Raw genomic sequence first — 16,798 nt, forward strand, 5'->3', positions numbered from 1 at the left:
GCAACCGGCCCGACCGCATATGGACATCTTCGGCATACCGATCCAGGCCCTGATGGGGCAGTTGCTGATCGGGCTCATCAACGGCTCGTTCTACGCGATCTTGAGCCTGGGGTTGGCGATCATCTTCGGCCTGCTCAACATCATCAACTTCGCGCACGGCGCGCTCTACATGATGGGCGCCTTTGTGTCGTGGATCGGGCTGACCTACCTCGGCATCAATTACTGGGTCGCGCTGATCGCATCGCCGGTGGTCGTCGGCTGCCTCGGCATGCTGATCGAGCGCACGATGCTCAAGCACCTCTACCGCCTCGACCACCTGTACGGGCTGCTGCTGACCTTCGGGCTGGCGCTGATCATCGAGGGCCTGTTCCGCTACCAGTTCGGCATTTCCGGCGCGAGCTACCCAGTCCCCGAGCTGCTCTCCGGCGGCTTCAACCTCGGCTTCATGTTCCTGCCGAAATACCGCGCCTGGGTCGTGCTCGTGTCGCTCGTCGTGTGCTTCGGCAGCTGGTTCATCATCGAACGCACCAAGCTCGGCTCCTATCTGCGCGCCGGCACCGAGAATCCGCAACTTCTTCAGGCCTTCGGCATCAACGTGCCGCTGATGATCACGCTGACCTACGGTTTCGGCGTCGGGCTCGCAGCCTTCGCGGGGGTGCTCGCGGCGCCGGTGTTCCAGGTGAACCCGGTCATGGGCTCGAACCTGATTATCGTCGTGTTCGCCGTCGTCGTGATCGGCGGCATGGGCTCCATCATGGGCTCGATCGTCACCGGCGTTGGTCTGGGCCTCGTCGAGGGGCTGACGAAGGTGTTCTACCCGGAAGCTTCGTCGGTCGTGATCTTCGTCATCATGGGCATCGTGCTGCTGCTGCGGCCCGCCGGCCTCTTCGGACGCGAGCGCTGAGCGATGGCGAACGGCTTACAAGGACCCGCGCAATGAACGGCAAACTCGTCGGCTGGATCGCGCTGATCGCAATCGGACTCGTCGCACCCCTCGTCCTGTACCCCGTGCTGCTGATGAAGATCCTGTGCTTCGCCCTCTTCGCCTGCGCCTTCAACCTGCTGCTCGGCTATACCGGCCTGCTGTCCTTCGGCCACGCCGCCTTCCTCGGCTCGGCCGGCTACGTCTGCGGCTATGCGGTGCAGTCGCTCGGCCTGTCGCCCGAGCTCGGCATCCTCGCCGGCACCGCGGTCGCGGCGGCGCTGGGCTTCGTGTTCGGCAGCCTCGCGATCCGCCGCGCGGGCATCTACTTCGCGATGATCACGCTCGCGCTCGCGCAGCTCGTCTACTTCCTCGCGCTGCAGTTCCCCTTCACCGGCGGCGAGGACGGCATGCAGGGCATTCCGCGCGGACGCCTGCTGGGCATGATCGACCTGGGCGACACGATGAACATGTATTACTTCGTGCTCGCGATCTTCCTGTTCGGGTTCTGGGTCGTCGACCGCGCCATCCACTCGCCCTTCGGACAGGTGCTGAAGGCGATCCGCGAGAACGAGCCGCGCGCGGTCTCGCTCGGCTACGACGTCGAGAAGTACAAGCTGCTCGCCTTCGTGCTGTCGGCGGCGCTGTCCGGGCTCGCGGGCGCGACCAAGGCATTGGTGTTCCAGCTCGCATCGCTGACTGACGTGCATTGGCACATGTCGGGCGAGATCGTGCTGATGACGCTGCTGGGTGGGATGGGGACGGTGTTCGGGCCGATCGCCGGCGCGGCGATCGTCGTCGGGCTGCAGAACTACGGCGCGGAGTTGGGCCAGTGGGTCACGGTGCTGACCGGCGTCATCTTCGTGATCTGCGTGCTGGCCTTCCGGCGTGGCATCTTCGGCGAACTGGCGGTGCTGATCCGGCGTTCGGGCATCCGGATCTGAGCGCCCTCGCCCCGCTCGACTTCACGCGGGGGCGGCCGCCTCATCGGCGAGGCGCCACTGCAGGCTCCCTTTGGCGGCGACGAGCAGCTTCTGGCTGCCGGGCGGGGTCGCGCGCAGGAAGGCCTTGATCTCGGCCGGCGTCATCTGCGCCACGGGTTTCGCATCCGCGGCTTGGAGGCGTGCACGGACGATGACGTCACCGGAGATGTCGCCGATGCTGCAGGTCACCGCCTCGCGAAGCTTGCGGCGTTCGTCCTCGACCGCCGCCATCGCCGACTGGAGCGCCTCCCGCTGGGTCGCCCGGGCCTTGCCTTCCTCGGCGAGCCGAGCGAGCACCTTCAGGACCGGCGCCACCTTATCGCGCAGCTTGATGAAGGCCGCCTGCTGCTCCGCCGTGAGCGAGATCTCCTTGCGCCTGAGCTTGCCCGCGACCGCCATGTAGTTCGCGACACCGGGCTGGGTGCGCGCCGACTCCAGCAGCTGGCGCGCGGCCGCGTCCGCCTGGTCGAGCGACTCGAGCTGCGCGCTCGCCTGGGCGAGCAGCGCGCGCTGGGCATCTTCGGCGGGCAGCAACACCGAGATCAGCGTTTCAGCCTGCCCACGCGGCCTGACCGCCTCGATCGTGAGCGACGGCGACGCGAGCACCGAGGCCTGGACGACCGCCACCTGCACTTCGTCCGCCAGGATGTCGCAGCCCACCGCACGTTCGCCGACGACGACCCGCCGCGCAACGATGAGACTGCTTTCGGCGGCGCCGACCGTGACCTCGCCTCCGGGCGCGAAGATCGTCGCGCCGCTAACGCGCCCCTCGACCGTCACCTCGCCGCCGGGATCGACGATGCTCCCGCCCGAGAGGTTCTGCTTCAGCACCACGCGCCCGCCGCGCGACACGATCTTGCCGAAGACGTCGGCGTAGGTCGTGATGTTCAGCCCCTCGACGACACGCCGCTCCTGGATCTCACCATGCTCCTCGTACTCGTCGCCCATCAGCGAGATGTCGCCGGTCGTGCGCAGGCTCACGCCGGCACGATTGACGACCTTCTCGGTCACCGAGATCTTGCCGCTGTCATTATCAATATCGAGAAAGCCGTCGATCGCAGCGACGAGGCATTCACCCTGCTCGTCCCGGTCGACGCGCGTGCCCTCCCCGGACAGCGTCGCGAAATCGAAATCCTTGGGCACCGGCGGCGCCACGGGCCGTCCGGTGAGTTCGCGGCCGAGCGCGCCCAGCACCAGCGGCGTCTTGCGCAGCAGCCGCGCGCCGGCGCGGATCTGCGGGAAGCGGTTGCGGAAGCGCGCCAGGTTGATCCGGCCGTCCGGCAGCAGTCCCGGCGCGTCGTCACGGTGCAGCACGTCCGACAACTCCTCGACGCCGGCGTCGGCGCCGGCAGTCGGGGCAATCGCCGCCGCGATCTTCAGTCGCCCGACGTAGTCATCGGCGATCGCCTTGCGCACCTCCGCCTCGTCGACACCGAACTTCACCCCCTTGAGCCAGATCTGCGCCACGAACTCGTCGAAATCCAGCTTCGTCTTCTGCGACACGACAACCGATTCGGTGCGCACCGCGCCGCCCTCCTCGTCGTCATCGCCCCCCGCGACCGGCTGCTCGACCGTGTATTCCAGGCTGACCGGTTCGAACAGGTATTCCGCTCGTCCGCCCGAAACCTTCACGCCGCGATACAGCCCGACGCGCTGGCCCACAATGTAGGAGATGCCCGCCGCAAAACGGACGCAGGCATTTCCGCCGGCCGCCTCGCGCGCATGGATCTCGTCGATCACCATTCCCGGCTCGAAGTCGAAGGCGAGTCGCAGAAAGACCGGATAGTCGATGCCGCGAAAATAGGCACCGCGGATGAACATGCGGTCCACCCACTGGTTGAACTCGGCCGAAGCGCTTAGATAATTGAGGTCGACCGACAAGCCCGCCTCATCGCGGATGATGAAGCGCGGCAAAGGCTCCGGTGCATTCCCTTCGAGTCCCGCGGCGGTGTCGGCCATCGTCTCGTCCCTGTCTTTTTTCGTAGTTGTATCAACCGACTTCGCCCCCATGTTACTGGACGTCACGGTCGCACGCATAATGAACTGCAACACGCAATTTGTTCCGGCTCCGCCGCCGCGTCTGGGTTAAGCTTTCGCGCCACCTCGCCTTGCCGCCATCCTTCATGGCCTCCGAATTCGATCTCATCCGCCGTCACTTCACCCGCGCTCCCCGCCACACCGCCCTCGCGGTCGGCGACGATGCCGCCTTGCTGCAGCCGCGCGCGGGCATGCAACTCGCGGTCTCGACCGACATGCTGGTCGCGGGCACGCACTTCTTTCCCGACGCCGACGCCGAGGCGCTGGGCTGGAAGACGCTCGCCGTGAACGTCTCGGACATCGCCGCGATGGGCGCCGAGCCGCGCTGGGCCGTGCTCGCGCTGTCGCTACCGTCCGCCGACGAAGCCTGGATCGCCGCCTTCGCGCGTGGCTTCTTCGCCTGCGCCGAAGCCTTCGGCGTTGATCTCGCCGGCGGCGACACGACCCGGGGACCGCTCAACCTGTGCGTCACGATCTTCGGCGAAGTGCCCGTTGGTGCCGCAATCACGCGTGACGGCGCGCAGCCCGGCCACGACATCTGGATCACCGGCACGCCCGGCCTCGCGTCCCTCGGCCTCGCGCACCTGCGCGGCGAGATCGCACTGCAAGGCGACCACGCCCGCCGCTGCCTCGACGCCCTGCACCGCCCGCGGCCGCGCGTCGGCTTCGGTCTCGCGCTGCGCGGCATCGCGAGCGCGATGCTCGACGTCTCGGACGGCCTGCTCGGCGACCTCGGCCACATCCTCGAACGCTCGGCCTGCGGCGCACGCATCGACGTCCCGACGCTGCCGCTCGCCGACCTCCGCGCTGCGGGCGCCGACGATGATCTCGCACGACGCTGCCTGCTCTCCGGCGGCGACGACTACGAACTGCTATTCACCGCGCCAGCCGCAAGGCGCGACGAGATCGCCGCGCTGGGCCAAACGCTCGGCCTGCCCGTGACCCGCATCGGCACCGTGACTGCCCAACCCGGGCAGCTCCTGCTGCGCGAAGCGGACGACCGCGAGCATTACAGTGCGCCGCGCGGCTACGATCACTTCGGCTGAACCCGCCTCCCTCACGCCATTCACCCGATGCAACCGACTTTCCGCCTCCTCTTCAGCCACCCCGCGCACTTCATCTCGCTCGGTTTCGGCTCCGGCCTGTCGCCGCGCGCCCCGGGCACGGCCGGCACGCTCGCCGCCTGGCTGCTCTACCCGCTGGTGCGCACGCCGATTTCCGACTTCGTGTTCCTCGTGCTGCTCGCGAGCTTCTTCGTCGCCGGCATCATCGCCGCCGACCGCACCGGGCGCGCGCTCGGCGTGCCCGATCACGGCGCGATCGTATGGGACGAAATCGTCGCCTTCTGGCTGGTGCTCTTCTTCACCCCGGCCGGCCTGATCTGGCAGGCGGTGGCCTTCGCGCTGTTCCGCTTCTTCGACATCGTGAAGCCGCCACCCGTCCGCTGGGCGGACCGCCGCGTGAAAGGTGGTTTCGGCGTCATGCTCGACGACCTGATCGCCGCCGGCTACGCGATCCTCGTGCTCGCCATCCTCGTCAGACTGCTCGGCCCCACGCCATGGACCCACATCTGAACGCCCTCTCCGCCGAAGTCGGCGCCTGGCTGCTCGCACGCAAGCTGAAGCTCGGCTGCGCCGAATCCTGCACCGGCGGATGGGTCGCCGAAGTCGTCACGGCCACCGCTGGCAGTTCCGAATGGTTCGACTGCGGATTCATCACCTACTCGAACGAGTCGAAGCAAGAGTTGCTGGACGTGCCTGCGGACACCCTTCGGCGCCATGGCGCCGTCTCTGAGCCGACGGTCGGTGCGATGGTCGCGGGAGTCCTGTCGCGCAGCCGTGCCGACGTCGTGCTCGCCGTATCGGGCATCGCCGGCCCGGGTGGCGGCAGCCCGGACAAGCCCGTCGGCACGGTGTGCTTCGCCTGGGGCGCACGCGATGGCCGCACGCACTGCGCGACCTGCCATTTTTCGGGCGACCGCGAAGCGGTCCGCCGACAGGCAGTCTTCCATGCGCTGCGAGAATTAATGACAATGGACTTTTCCTGACGCACCCACTCCCAGCAATTGACACCGCACAGCAATCTCTGTGCCATAATTCACCGACTAGCAGAAAGGACACCCCATGGACGACAACAAGGCCAAGGCCCTCGCCGCCGCGCTCTCGCAGATCGAGAAGCAGTTCGGCAAGGGTTCGATCATGCGGATGGGCGACGGCAACGTCGAAAAAGACATCCAGACCGTCTCGACCGGCTCGCTCGGGCTCGACATCGCACTCGGCCTCGGCGGCCTGCCGCGCGGCCGGGTCGTCGAGATCTACGGCCCGGAATCCTCCGGCAAGACGACGCTCACGCTGCAAGTCATCGCCGAGATGCAGAAGCTCGGCGGCACCGCCGCGTTCATCGACGCCGAGCACGCGCTCGACGTCGGCTACGCCGAGAAGCTCGGCGTCAATATCCAGGATCTGCTGATCTCGCAACCGGATACCGGCGAACAGGCGCTCGAGATCGCCGACATGCTCGTCCGCTCGGGCGGTGTCGACATCGTCGTCGTCGACTCGGTCGCGGCGCTGACGCCGAAGGCCGAAATCGAAGGCGAAATGGGCGACCAGCTCCCCGGCCTGCAGGCCCGCCTGATGAGCCAGGCGCTGCGCAAACTCACCGCCAACATCAAGCGCACGAACACGCTGGTGATCTTCATCAACCAGATCCGGATGAAGATCGGCGTCATGTTCGGCAGCCCCGAGACCACCACCGGCGGCAACGCGCTGAAGTTCTACGCCTCGGTGCGCCTCGACATCCGTCGCATCGGCTCGATCAAGAAGGGCGACGAGGTCGTCGGCAACGAAACCCGCGTCAAGGTCGTCAAGAACAAGGTCTCGCCCCCATTCCGCGAAACCGAGTTCGACATCCTCTACGGCGAAGGCATCTCGCGCGAAGGTGAGATCATCGATCTGGGCGTGCTGCACAAGATCGTGGACAAGGCCGGCGCGTGGTACTCGTATAAGGGCGACAAGATCGGCCAGGGCAAGGACAACACGCGCGAATTCCTGCGCGCCAACCCGGCCCTCGCACGCGAGATCGAAAACCGGGTGCGCGTCGCGGTCGGCCTGAAGGAAATGCCGGTCGAAGCCGAACCCCCGCAGGCCTCGCAAGCGGCCTGACGGCTGAATCATGGCGGAAACCAGCCTGCGGGAGCGTGCCCTGAGGCACTTGGCGCGGCGGGACCACTCCCGCGCCGAACTCGCCCGCAAGCTGGCCGCCCATGGCTCGACCGAAGAGATCGACGAAATCCTCGACCGCATGACCGAACTCGGACTCCTGAGCGACAGCCGCTTCGCCGAAGCCTGGGTGCGCGGCAAGGCCGCGCGCCATGGCACGACGCGGCTGCGTCACGACCTCGCCCAGCGCGGCGTGCCGCGCGACGCGATCGACGCGGCGATCGCCTCCGAGTGCCCCGACGACGAGATGACGCGCGCCCGCGAGCTGTGCCGCAGCCGTTTCGCCACGCCGCCGGCCGACGCCCGCGAATGGGCGCGCCAAGCCAGATTCCTGCAGAGCCGCGGCTTCGCCGTGGACCTGATCCGCAAGCTATTGAAAGAGAACCCCGATGAGTCTGCTTAAGGTCGCGGGACTGCAAAAACGCTACAAGGCCCGCACCGTCGTCCATGACGTGGCCTTCGAGGTCGGCAGCGGCGAAGTCGTCGGCCTGCTCGGCCCCAACGGCGCCGGCAAGACCACCTGCTTCTACATGATCGTCGGCCTCGTCCGCGCCGACGGCGGCGACATCACGCTCGACGACGCCCAGCTCACCCACCTGCCGATCCACGCGCGCGCGCGCCTCGGCCTCTCCTACCTGCCGCAGGAGATGAGCGTCTTCCGCAAACTCACGGTGGCCGAGAACGTCCGCGCCGTGCTCGAACTGCAGGGCCTCGACGACGACGCCATCAGCGCCCGCCTCGAAGAGCTGCTCGAAGAACTGGGCATCGCCCACCTGCGCGACAACACCGCGATCTCGCTCTCGGGCGGCGAACGGCGGCGCTGCGAAATCGCGCGGGCGCTCGCGACCAATCCGCGCCTGATCCTGCTGGACGAACCCTTCGCCGGCGTCGACCCGATCGCGGTGCTCGACATCCAGAAGATCATCCGCTACCTGCGCGACCGCGGCATCGGCGTGCTGATCACCGACCACAACGTGCGCGAGACCCTCGGCATCTGCAATCGCGCCTACATTATTAGTGACGGGCGGGTGCTCGCGAGCGGCCGCCCCGACGACATCGTCGCCAACGAACAGGTGCGCCAGGTCTACCTCGGCGAGCACTTCCGACTCTGAGTTCCGCTCCGCCACTGCGCCATGAAGCCCTCCCTCCAGCTCAAGATCTCGCAGCACCTCACGCTGACCCCGCAGTTGCAGCAGTCGATCAAGCTGCTGCAACTGTCGACCCTTGAACTGAACCAGGAGCTTGAACGCTTCCTGCAGGACAACCCGATGCTCGAGCGCGAAGACGGCGACGGCGCCGATTTTTCGCCCGGTTTGCCCAACTCGGGCAGCGCCAGCGGCGAGCAGGAACGCAGCGAACCGACCGAAAGCCCGCGCGAGGACGCCGAACCGACCAGCTTCGACGAAGCCGGCGAATGGTCGAGCATGAGCAGCGGCGGCTCGAGCCGCGACGATGACGACGACACCGACTTCCAGGAACTGCAGGCCGCCGGCACCACGCTGCGCGACCACCTCGACCAGCAGATCAGCCTGTCGCCGCTGTCCGACCGCGACCGCGCGCTGGTGCGCTTCCTCATCGAAGCGCTCGACGACGACGGCTACCTGCACCAGACACTCGAAGACCTGCTGCCGCTGCTGCCCGCGGAACTCGAATACGAGCTCGACGACCTGTCGATCGCGCTGCGCCACGTGCAGCACCTCGACCCCGCCGGCGTCGGCGCCCGCAGTCCGCAGGAGTGCCTGAGCCTGCAATTGCGCGCGATGCCTGGCAGCGAGACGCGCGATCTCGCGCAGAAGATCGTCGACCAGCATCTCGACCTCCTCGCCGAACGCAACTTCGCACGCCTCAAGCGCCTGCTGGGCTGCGACGACGACGCACTGCGCCGCGCCCATGCGCTGATCTGCAGCCTCGACCCGCATCCGGGCTCGCAGCATTCGGTGCAGGAGACCCGCTACGTGGTCCCGGACGTCGTCGTCCGCAAGCTGCGCTCGCGCTGGGTCGTGAGCCTCAACCCCGAGGCGATGCCGCGCCTGCGCATCAACTCGCTTTACGCCAGCATCCTGCAACAGAACCGCGGATCGGGCGGCGCGCTGACCAGCCAGCTGCAGGAAGCGCGCTGGCTGATCAAGAACGTGCAGCAGCGTTTCGACACGATTCTGCGGGTTTCGCAAGCGATCGTTGACCAGCAGCGGCAGTTCTTCGATTATGGCGATGTGGCGATGCGCCCTCTGACGCTCAGGGAGATCGCGGACCAACTGGAGCTGCACGAATCCACGGTCTCGCGGGTCACGACGCAGAAGTTCATGGCCACACCGCGCGGCGTGTTCGAACTGAAGTATTTTTTCGGCAGCCACGTTGCCACCGATACCGGTGGGGCGGCATCCTCCACGGCGATTCGCGCGCTGATTCGCCAGCTGGTGGATGCCGAAGACAGGAAAAAACCCCTGTCCGACGCGAAGATTGCCGAATTGTTGGGCCAGCAGGGTATCGTGGTGGCGCGGAGAACCATCGCGAAGTACCGTGAGTCACTCAATATCCCGCCGGTCAGCCTGCGCAAAACGATCTGACAATACGAGGAATCATCATGAATCTCACCATCACCGGGCATCACGTCGAAGTCACCCCCGCGATCCGCGAATATGTGAACACCAAGCTGGATCGCGTCATCCGCCACTTCGACAACGTGACGAGCGTCGCCGTGATTCTGTCGGTGGAAAAGCTCAAGCAGAAGGCTGAGGTGACGCTGCACGTGCGCGGCAAGGACATCTATGTCGAGAGCGACGATGGCGACATGTACGCGGCAATCGATTCCATGGTCGACAAACTCGACCGTCAGGTGCTGAAGTACAAGCAGAAGAATTTCGACCACGGTCACGATGCGCTGAAGCATCAAACCACGGAACTGTGATCCATTCCTTTCCCCTGCGGGAGCGGGGCTGTTTATAATTCGCGCGTCTTCAAACCGCGTCCACACCTCGCTCCCGACCGAACCTGCGCCCTGGCAGCACCGGTAAGGCCGGTGCCCCCAGGGCGCTGACACAAATGAGCCTCATAGCTGAACTCCTGCCACCTTCAAACGTGGTCATCAACCTGGACGCGAGCAGCAAGAAGCGCGTCTTCGAGCAGGCTGGCCTGCTTTTCGAAAACAATCAGGGCATTGGCCGCGCGATCGTCTTCGACAGCCTGTTCTCGCGCGAGCGTCTGGGCTCGACCGGCCTGGGGCAGGGCATCGCGATCCCGCACGGGCGCATCAAGGGCCTGAAGGAAGCCGCCGGCGCCTTCCTGCGCCTGTCGGCGCCGGTTCAGTTCGACGCCCCGGACGGGCGCCCGGTGACGATGCTCTTCGTGCTGCTGGTTCCGGAGCAGGCCAACGAACGCCACCTGCAACTGCTCTCCGAGCTGGCGCAGATGTTCAGCGATCGCGACTTCCGTGAGCAGCTGCTGAATGCAGCGGACGCCGCCACCATCCATTCGCTGTTCGCAAACTGGGGCCCCCATGCGGCAGACCAGCGTCGCGCGGCTGTTTGAAGTCCAGTGCGAACGCCTGTCGCTGACGCACGTCAGCGGCCGGCTCGACCGCAGCATTTCGGTCACCGAAGAACGCATATGGCCCGCCGATCTCGTCGGCCACCTCAACCTGATCCACCCGGCGCGCCTGCAGATCCTCGGCGCGGCGGAGCTCGCGTGGGCGCGCCGCCAGTCGAGCGAGAAGGTCGCCCACCATCTCACCGAAATCATCGGTTCGCAGCCGCCCGCGATCATCGTCGCCGACGGCTGCGAAATCCCCGGGCTGCTGCGCGGCATCTGCGAACGCGCCGACGTCGCGCTGATCACGACGCCGCTGCCCGCGGCGAGCGTCATCGACCAGTTGCGCCTCTACCTGTCGCGCGAACTCGCCGAGAAGATCTCGCTGCACGGCGTGTTCATGGACGTGCTCGGCGTCGGCGTGTTCATCACCGGCAGCTCCGGCGCCGGCAAGTCCGAGCTCGCCCTGGAACTGATCTCGCGCGGCCACGGCCTGGTCGCAGACGACATCGTCGAGTTCTCGCGCATCGCGCCGCAGGTGCTCGAGGGCCGCTGCCCCGAGATGCTGAAGGACTTCATCGAGGTCCGTGGCCTGGGCATCCTCAATATCCGCGCGATCTTCGGCGAGACTGCCTGCCGGCGGAAGATGCGCCTGCGGCTCGTCGTGCATCTCGAACGCCGCGCGCCCGGTCAGGCCGACCCCAACCGCCTGCCGATGCATCGCGAAACGCAGGACATTCTCGGCGTCAATGTCATACGCGTCGTGCTGCCGGTTGCGGCCGGCCGCAACATCGCGGTGCTGCTCGAAGCGGCCGTGCGCTCGACGATCCTGCAGCTGCGCGGCATCGACTCGACCCAGGAATTCATCGAGCGCCACCAGCGCCTTCTGGACGCCGGCGAGGGCAGCCACTGAGCGACCGCCGAGCACTGCGGCCCTTGCCGCAGTGCGGCATCGGCTGATACGCTCAAGGTCTTTGCGCCGCCAGCAAAGGTCCCCGTAATGACTGCCGAACATCCGGACTATCTGGAAAAGATCCTCAATGCCCGCGTCTACGACGTGGCCGAGGAAACCCCGCTCGACCTCGCCTCCAACCTCTCGGCACGCATCCACAACCGAATCTTCCTGAAGCGCGAGGACATGCAGCCGGTGTTCAGCTTCAAGCTGCGCGGTGCCTACAACAAGATGGCCCACCTCTCGCCGCAGGCCCTCAAGCGCGGCGTGATCTGCGCCTCGGCCGGGAACCACGCGCAGGGCGTGGCGCTGTCGGCGCAAAAGCTCGGCGTGCGGGCCGTGATCGTGATGCCGACCTCGACGCCGCAGATCAAGGTCGACGCGGTCAAGGCGCGCGGCGGCGAAGTCGTCCTTGCAGGCGACTCCTACTCCGACGCCTACGCGCACGCGGTCGAACTCGAGAAGACCGAGAAGCTGACCTTCGTCCACCCCTACGACGATCCGGACGTGATCGCCGGCCAGGGCACGATCGGCATGGAGATCCTGCGTGCGCACCCGGACCCGATCCACGCCGTGTTCTGTGCAGTCGGCGGCGGCGGCCTGATCTCGGGTGTCGCCGCCTACATCAAGCGCCTGCGCCCGGAAACGAAGATCATCGGCGTCGAGACCGTTGATGCCGACGCGATGACCCGCTCGCTCGCCGAAGGCCGGCGCGTCGCACTCGACCAGGTCGGTCTCTTCGCCGACGGCACCGCGGTCAAGCTGGTCGGCGAGGAAACCTTCCGCCTGTGCCAGCAGTACGTCGACGAGATGATCCTGGTCGACAACGACGCGATCTGCGCCGCGCTGAAGGACGTGTTCGAGGACACGCGCTCGATCCTCGAACCCTCGGGCGCGCTCGCCGTGGCCGGGGCGAAGGAATACGCAAAGCTGCACAACCTGCACGGCAAGAACCTCGTCGCGGTGGCCTCCGGCGCGAACATGAACTTCGACCGCCTACGCTTCGTCGCCGAGCGCGCCGAAGTCGGTGAGCAGCGCGAAGCGGTGTTCGCGGTGACGATCCCCGAGCGTCCGGGCTCCTTCCGCAAGTTCTGCAGCCTGATCGGCAACCGCCACATCACCGAGTTCAACTACCGCTACGCGGATCCCCGGCAGGCGCACATCTTCGTCGGCGTGTCGGTGCATAACCGCGCCGAGGCGACGCGCATCATCGAGATGCTCGATCGCCACGAGCTGCCGGCCGTCGATCTCACCGACGACGAGATGGCGAAGAGCCACATCCGCTACATGGTCGGCGGACGCGCCCCACACGTGAACCACGAGCTCGTGTACCGCTTCGAATTCCCGGAGCGACCGGGCGCGCTGATGAACTTCCTCTCCAACCTGCATTCGGATTGGAACATCAGCCTGTTCCACTACCGCAACCACGGCGCCGACTTCGGCCGCGTACTGGTCGGCATGCAGGTGCCGCCGGAAGACAAGACGGCCTTCCAGGACTTCCTGGACCGCCTTGGCTACGAATACGTCGACGAGTCCGCCAACCCGGCCTACCGGATGTTCCTCGGCTAGCCTGCCACGCGATACGCCCCGCGCTCGGTCAGGATCCAGTCCATCGGCCGGTCGTGGGGTTGCGGGTGGACGCTGTCGGCGCGCGCGAATTCGAAGCCGAGGCCGACGGCGACGGGATTCATCACTGCCAGCGTGCGGTCGAAATATCCGGCGCCATAGCCGACGCGAAAACCGGCGGCGTCGAAGGCGTTGCAGGGAATCAGCAGGACGTCGGGAACGAGCGCTTCGCCTTCGGGCGGATGCGGGATGCCGTGCCGGTCGGGCGGCATTTCCATGCCCGGCATCCAGCGTCGGAACGACATCGGCCCGGGCTTGTGCGGCACCACTGGCAACACGGCGACCCGCGACGGGTCGGCCGACAGCCAGTGGATGATCGACGGGCGCAGGTCGGGTTCGCCGCGAAACGGCCAGCAGAATCCCAGCACGGTCGGGTCGAGCTCGGTCAGCAGCGCCTGCAGATGCGGTTCGAGTTGCCGCATCAGCGCCGAGCGGTGGGCCGCGGTCAGCGCTTCGCGCGTGGCGATGCTGTGGGCGCGCAAGGCCTTGCGGTATTCATTGGGTGTGGCGTCGGGCACGGAAGGAAAGGCGCTCACTGTGGTATCTTCGGTACGTTTTGAAGGGGATGGTAAGGGATGGCAAAGGGTTTGTGGGCAGCGCTGGCATTGGCGCTGGCCAGCCTGAGTCCGGCGGCGTGGGCGCAGCTGGGCGACGAACGGATTCTGGCAGCGCGGGAGGCCTTGCGCACGGGTGATCGCGCGACGCTCGAGCGTCTGTCCAGCGCGCGCGACCCGCATGTGCTCGATCCTTACGTCCGCTACTGGCGGCTCTCCAACCTCCTGGCCCGCCCCGAACCGGCACCGGCCGCCGAACTGATCGAATTCCTGCTCTACGAACCGGACAGCCTGCTCGCCGAGCGCCTGCGCACCGACTGGCTGCGGCGCATGGCGCGCGACCGCGACTGGAGCGGCTTCCTGCAACTTTACCCGGACCTGCGCGAACCGGATGCCGAATTGCGCTGCCTGCAACGCAATGCGCGACTCGAAAACGGCGACATGACGGTGATCGCCGAGGTCCAGGATCGGTGGATGGATCTCGTCGACGCGAACTCCGCCTGCGAGACTGTCTTCCGCACCCTCGCGCTCGCCGGCCACATCACGCCGGACCAGCTGTGGTGGCGCATCCGGCGCCAGACCGACAGCCGCAATCCCGCGGCCGCCCGCGCGACGCTTTCATGGCTGCCGGTCAGCGAGGCGCCGGCGCTCGCCGAATTCGAGCGCGCGACCAAGTCGCCGGCGGCCTATCTCGACAGGCTCCCGCCGAATTTCTCGACGACGCGTGTCGGCCGCGAAGTCGCGCTGGCCGCCCTGACCCGCCTCGCGCGCGAAGACGTCGCCGCGGCGCGCGTCCGCTTCGACCGCATCGAGGAGCGCTTCGCTGCCGAGGAAAGGTCCTATCTCTACGCGGTACTCGGCCATCAGGGCGCGCTCCAGGGCTCGGCCAACGCCTCGGCGTGGTTCCGTGCCGCCGGCAAGATCCCGCTGAGCGCCGAGCAGCGCGCGTGGCGCGTGCGGGCAGCGCTGCGCACGGAGGACTGGCGCGGCGTTCAGGCGGCAATCGAAGCCTTGCCCGCCAACGAGCAGGCGCTGCCGGAGTGGACTTACTGGCTGGGCCGCGCCCAGGCCGCACAGGGGCGCAGTACGGAGGCCCAAGCCCAATTTCGGCGCGTCGCCGGCCAGCCCCATTTCTACGGCCTGCTGGCCGCCGAGGAACTCGGCGAGACCTTCGCGCCGCCGACGCGCGCCGGCGCCGTCACGGCCGACGACATCGCCCGCGCGGAGTCCGATGCCGGCCTGCGCCGCGCGCTGGCGCTGTACCGCCTGGACATGCGCACCGAGGGGATGCGCGAATGGAACTGGGCGCTGCGCGGCCAGGACGACGGCTTCCTGATCGCCGCAGCGCGCGTCGCGGTGCGCAACGAGATCTACGACCGCGCGATCAACACCGCCGAACGCACCGACCCGCAGGCGAACTACGACCTGCGCTTCCTGGCGCCATACCGACAGCTCATCGAGCCCCAGGTCCGCCAGCAGGGCCTGGACCTCGCCTGGGTGTACGGCCTGATGCGCCAGGAAAGCCGCTTCATCGTGCCGGCCCGCTCGAGCTCGGGCGCGCAGGGGCTGATGCAGGTGATGCCGACCACCGGCAAGTGGGTCGCCAACAAGATCGGCCTGCGTAATTACCAGGCGAACATGCTGTCCGATCCGGATACCAATGTGCTGCTCGGCACGAGCTACATGCGGCTCATCCTGGAAGACCTCGACAGCCATCCGGTGCTCGCCTCCGCCGGCTACAATGCGGGACCGGGACGCGCCCGCAGATGGCGCGAGGACCGGCCGCTGGAGGGCGCGATCTATGCGGAAACGATTCCCTTCGACGAAACACGCGATTACGTAAAGAAGGTAATGACAAACGCCGTAATCTATGCGGCAATGTTCGAAGCCCGCCCGCAGTCGCTGAAGGCCCGCCTCGGAACGATCGCGCCGCGGATGTCCGCCGACCGGTGATTGCTTGCCGGTCCTTCGTCAGGAGGCCTGCAACATGAAGATGGAACGTGTCGTACTCATCGGCGGCTCGGGTTTCGTCGGGCGCGCCGTGGCCAACCGGCTCACCGAAGCGAACATCGACGTGATCGTGCCAACGCGCCACGCCGCCCGCGCGCGGGACCTCACGCTGCTGCCGACCGTCGAGGTCGTCCAGGCCGATGTCCATGACGAGGCCACGCTGCGAAGCCTCTTCGACGGCGTGGACGCGGTGGTGAACCTCGTCGGCATCCTCCATTCGCGTTCCGGCAGCCCCTACGGGCCCGATTTCGCGCGCGCCCACGTCGAGCTGCCGCGGAAGATCGTCGCCGCTTGCGGCGCGATGAGCGTACCGCGCCTGGTGCACATCAGCGCGCTCGGCGCCTCGCCGACGGGGCCCTCCGAATACCTGCGCTCCAAGGCGGCCGGCGAAGACGCGATCCGCTCCGCCGGCCATGCGCCGGCGTGGACGGTCCTGCGCCCGTCGGTGATCTTCGGTCGTGAGGACCACTTCCTCAATCTTTTCGCACAACTTGCGTGCAAGCTGCCGGTGCTGCCGCTCGCCGGCGCGCACACCCTCTTTCAGCCGGTATATGTCGGCGACGTCGCCGAGGTCGTGTGGCGCTGCCTCGCCGACCCGTCGAGCGCCGGCCAGACCTACGAGCTCGCCGGGCCGACCGTCCATGCGCTGCATGAACTGGTCGAATACGTCGCCGCGCTCGCGGGCTGCCGCGTCCTCGTCGTGCCCCAGCCGGAGCCGCTCGCGATGCTGCAGGCGCGGCTGATGGAGCTCTCGCCGAACCCGATCATGAGCCGCGACAACGTCCGTTCGCTGCGCATCGACTCCGTCGCGAGCGGTGCGCCCCTGCCCTTCGGCCTGACACCGAGCTCGGTCGAAGCCGTCGCGCCGAGCTATATCGGCAACGAATCGCAGCGCGCACGCTACTATTCCCTCCGCAACCGGCAGCGGTATCGTCAGGACTGACGCCGCGCCCCAACCCGCCCTTCAGGAG

At 67.2% G+C, this 16,798-nt stretch carries 17 protein-coding genes; 15 read left to right on the forward strand and 2 right to left on the reverse strand.

The genetic code is table 11. From position 1 onward, the window contains the following. Nucleotides 1-19 precede the first annotated feature (19 nt). Together AZKH_RS21400 and AZKH_RS21405 are read left to right on the forward strand one after the other, a co-directional pair. The gene (locus tag AZKH_RS21400; protein ID WP_015437893.1) at nucleotides 20-904 is read left to right on the forward strand and encodes a branched-chain amino acid ABC transporter permease; all 885 of its coding nucleotides are present in this window, start codon (nucleotides 20-22) and stop codon (nucleotides 902-904) included. A 32-nt stretch (nucleotides 905-936) separates the two neighbouring features. Beyond that, nucleotides 937-1,866, forward strand: a complete 930-nt coding sequence (locus AZKH_RS21405) for a branched-chain amino acid ABC transporter permease (RefSeq protein WP_015437894.1) — start codon at nucleotides 937-939, stop codon at nucleotides 1,864-1,866. A 21-nt stretch (nucleotides 1,867-1,887) separates the two neighbouring features. Here AZKH_RS21405 and AZKH_RS21410 read toward each other — a convergent pair whose 3' ends face one another. Then, a complete protein-coding gene (locus tag AZKH_RS21410) occupies nucleotides 1,888-3,864 on the reverse strand; it encodes a flagellar assembly protein A (RefSeq protein ID WP_015437895.1) in 1,977 nt (658 codons plus the stop codon). A 164-nt stretch (nucleotides 3,865-4,028) separates the two neighbouring features. Between AZKH_RS21410 and thiL the strand changes: the two genes are divergently transcribed. From thiL to ilvA, 11 genes are all read left to right on the forward strand, one after another. After that, entirely contained in the window at nucleotides 4,029-4,988 is a 960-nt protein-coding gene (gene thiL / locus AZKH_RS21415) for a thiamine-phosphate kinase (RefSeq protein WP_015437896.1), read from the forward strand. 27 nt (nucleotides 4,989-5,015) lie between these two features. Then, nucleotides 5,016-5,516: a phosphatidylglycerophosphatase A gene (locus AZKH_RS21420; protein ID WP_015437897.1), complete on the forward strand. Its 501-nt coding sequence runs from the start codon at nucleotides 5,016-5,018 to the stop codon at nucleotides 5,514-5,516. After that, nucleotides 5,501-5,989, forward strand: a complete 489-nt coding sequence (locus tag AZKH_RS21425) for a CinA family protein (RefSeq protein ID WP_015437898.1) — start codon at nucleotides 5,501-5,503, stop codon at nucleotides 5,987-5,989. Before AZKH_RS21420 ends, AZKH_RS21425 begins: the two co-directional genes overlap by 16 nt. Before the next feature lie 76 nt (nucleotides 5,990-6,065). Then, nucleotides 6,066-7,103 carry a recombinase RecA gene (gene recA / locus AZKH_RS21430; RefSeq protein WP_015437899.1) on the forward strand — a complete coding sequence of 346 codons (1,038 nt, stop codon included), beginning with the start codon at nucleotides 6,066-6,068 and terminating at the stop codon, nucleotides 7,101-7,103. Nucleotides 7,104-7,113: 10 nt separating this feature from the next. Then, nucleotides 7,114-7,563, forward strand: coding sequence for a recombination regulator RecX (recX, locus tag AZKH_RS21435; protein WP_015437900.1), 450 nt, complete (start codon nucleotides 7,114-7,116; stop codon nucleotides 7,561-7,563). Next, nucleotides 7,550-8,272: an LPS export ABC transporter ATP-binding protein gene (gene lptB / locus AZKH_RS21440; RefSeq protein ID WP_015437901.1), complete on the forward strand. Its 723-nt coding sequence runs from the start codon at nucleotides 7,550-7,552 to the stop codon at nucleotides 8,270-8,272. The genes recX and lptB overlap by 14 nt, the downstream gene beginning before the upstream one ends. A gap of 21 nt (nucleotides 8,273-8,293) precedes the next feature. Next, on the forward strand, nucleotides 8,294-9,727 hold the full coding sequence (locus AZKH_RS21445; RefSeq protein WP_015437902.1) for an RNA polymerase factor sigma-54: 1,434 nt from the start codon (nucleotides 8,294-8,296) through the stop codon (nucleotides 9,725-9,727). A gap of 17 nt (nucleotides 9,728-9,744) precedes the next feature. Further along, complete coding sequence (hpf, locus tag AZKH_RS21450) at nucleotides 9,745-10,068, forward strand: ribosome hibernation-promoting factor, HPF/YfiA family (protein WP_015437903.1); 324 nt, start codon at nucleotides 9,745-9,747, stop codon at nucleotides 10,066-10,068. 134 nt (nucleotides 10,069-10,202) lie between these two features. Beyond that, nucleotides 10,203-10,688 (forward strand): PTS IIA-like nitrogen regulatory protein PtsN, encoded by a 486-nt coding sequence (gene ptsN / locus AZKH_RS21455; RefSeq protein WP_041656475.1) that lies wholly within the window; start codon nucleotides 10,203-10,205, stop codon nucleotides 10,686-10,688. After that, nucleotides 10,657-11,598, forward strand: coding sequence for an HPr(Ser) kinase/phosphatase (gene hprK / locus AZKH_RS21460; protein WP_015437905.1), 942 nt, complete (start codon nucleotides 10,657-10,659; stop codon nucleotides 11,596-11,598). Before ptsN ends, hprK begins: the two co-directional genes overlap by 32 nt. A gap of 87 nt (nucleotides 11,599-11,685) precedes the next feature. Further along, nucleotides 11,686-13,206: a threonine ammonia-lyase, biosynthetic gene (gene ilvA, locus AZKH_RS21465; RefSeq protein WP_015437906.1), complete on the forward strand. Its 1,521-nt coding sequence runs from the start codon at nucleotides 11,686-11,688 to the stop codon at nucleotides 13,204-13,206. Here the strand turns inward: ilvA and AZKH_RS21470 are convergent. Beyond that, nucleotides 13,203-13,799, reverse strand: coding sequence for a 5-formyltetrahydrofolate cyclo-ligase (locus tag AZKH_RS21470; RefSeq protein WP_015437907.1), 597 nt, complete (start codon nucleotides 13,797-13,799; stop codon nucleotides 13,203-13,205). The two genes, ilvA and AZKH_RS21470, sit on opposite strands and share 4 nt — an antisense overlap. A 39-nt stretch (nucleotides 13,800-13,838) precedes the next feature. Here AZKH_RS21470 and AZKH_RS21475 point away from each other — a divergent pair, with 39 nt between their 5' ends. Both AZKH_RS21475 and AZKH_RS21480 read left to right on the forward strand, forming a co-directional pair. Beyond that, on the forward strand, nucleotides 13,839-15,770 hold the full coding sequence (locus AZKH_RS21475) for a lytic transglycosylase domain-containing protein (protein WP_015437908.1): 1,932 nt from the start codon (nucleotides 13,839-13,841) through the stop codon (nucleotides 15,768-15,770). A 34-nt stretch (nucleotides 15,771-15,804) separates the two neighbouring features. After that, a complete protein-coding gene (locus AZKH_RS21480) occupies nucleotides 15,805-16,770 on the forward strand; it encodes a complex I NDUFA9 subunit family protein (protein WP_015437909.1) in 966 nt (321 codons plus the stop codon). Nucleotides 16,771-16,798: the final 28 nt, after the last annotated feature.

The organism is Azoarcus sp. KH32C (genome assembly GCF_000349945.1).
In the GTDB taxonomy this organism is placed as follows: domain Bacteria; phylum Pseudomonadota; class Gammaproteobacteria; order Burkholderiales; family Rhodocyclaceae; genus Aromatoleum.

Excerpts from the sequence above, each read along its gene's own strand:
- hprK (WP_015437905.1), top strand. The coding sequence starts at position 10,657 with ATGCGGCAGACCAGCGTCGCGCGGCTGTTTGAAGTCCAGTGCGAACGC.
- thiL (WP_015437896.1), top strand. The coding sequence starts at position 4,029 with ATGGCCTCCGAATTCGATCTCATCCGCCGTCACTTCACCCGCGCTCCC.
- AZKH_RS21405 (WP_015437894.1), top strand. The coding sequence starts at position 937 with ATGAACGGCAAACTCGTCGGCTGGATCGCGCTGATCGCAATCGGACTC.
- AZKH_RS21420 (WP_015437897.1), top strand. The coding sequence starts at position 5,016 with ATGCAACCGACTTTCCGCCTCCTCTTCAGCCACCCCGCGCACTTCATC.
- recX (WP_015437900.1), top strand. The coding sequence starts at position 7,114 with ATGGCGGAAACCAGCCTGCGGGAGCGTGCCCTGAGGCACTTGGCGCGG.
- ilvA (WP_015437906.1), top strand. The coding sequence starts at position 11,686 with ATGACTGCCGAACATCCGGACTATCTGGAAAAGATCCTCAATGCCCGC.
- lptB (WP_015437901.1), top strand. The coding sequence starts at position 7,550 with ATGAGTCTGCTTAAGGTCGCGGGACTGCAAAAACGCTACAAGGCCCGC.
- AZKH_RS21445 (WP_015437902.1), top strand. The coding sequence starts at position 8,294 with ATGAAGCCCTCCCTCCAGCTCAAGATCTCGCAGCACCTCACGCTGACC.
- AZKH_RS21480 (WP_015437909.1), top strand. The coding sequence starts at position 15,805 with ATGAAGATGGAACGTGTCGTACTCATCGGCGGCTCGGGTTTCGTCGGG.
- recA (WP_015437899.1), top strand. The coding sequence starts at position 6,066 with ATGGACGACAACAAGGCCAAGGCCCTCGCCGCCGCGCTCTCGCAGATC.
- ptsN (WP_041656475.1), top strand. The coding sequence starts at position 10,203 with ATGAGCCTCATAGCTGAACTCCTGCCACCTTCAAACGTGGTCATCAAC.
- AZKH_RS21425 (WP_015437898.1), top strand. The coding sequence starts at position 5,501 with ATGGACCCACATCTGAACGCCCTCTCCGCCGAAGTCGGCGCCTGGCTG.
- hpf (WP_015437903.1), top strand. The coding sequence starts at position 9,745 with ATGAATCTCACCATCACCGGGCATCACGTCGAAGTCACCCCCGCGATC.
- AZKH_RS21400 (WP_015437893.1), top strand. The coding sequence starts at position 20 with ATGGACATCTTCGGCATACCGATCCAGGCCCTGATGGGGCAGTTGCTG.
- AZKH_RS21410 (WP_015437895.1), bottom strand. The coding sequence starts at position 3,864 with ATGGCCGACACCGCCGCGGGACTCGAAGGGAATGCACCGGAGCCTTTG.
- AZKH_RS21475 (WP_015437908.1), top strand. The coding sequence starts at position 13,839 with ATGGCAAAGGGTTTGTGGGCAGCGCTGGCATTGGCGCTGGCCAGCCTG.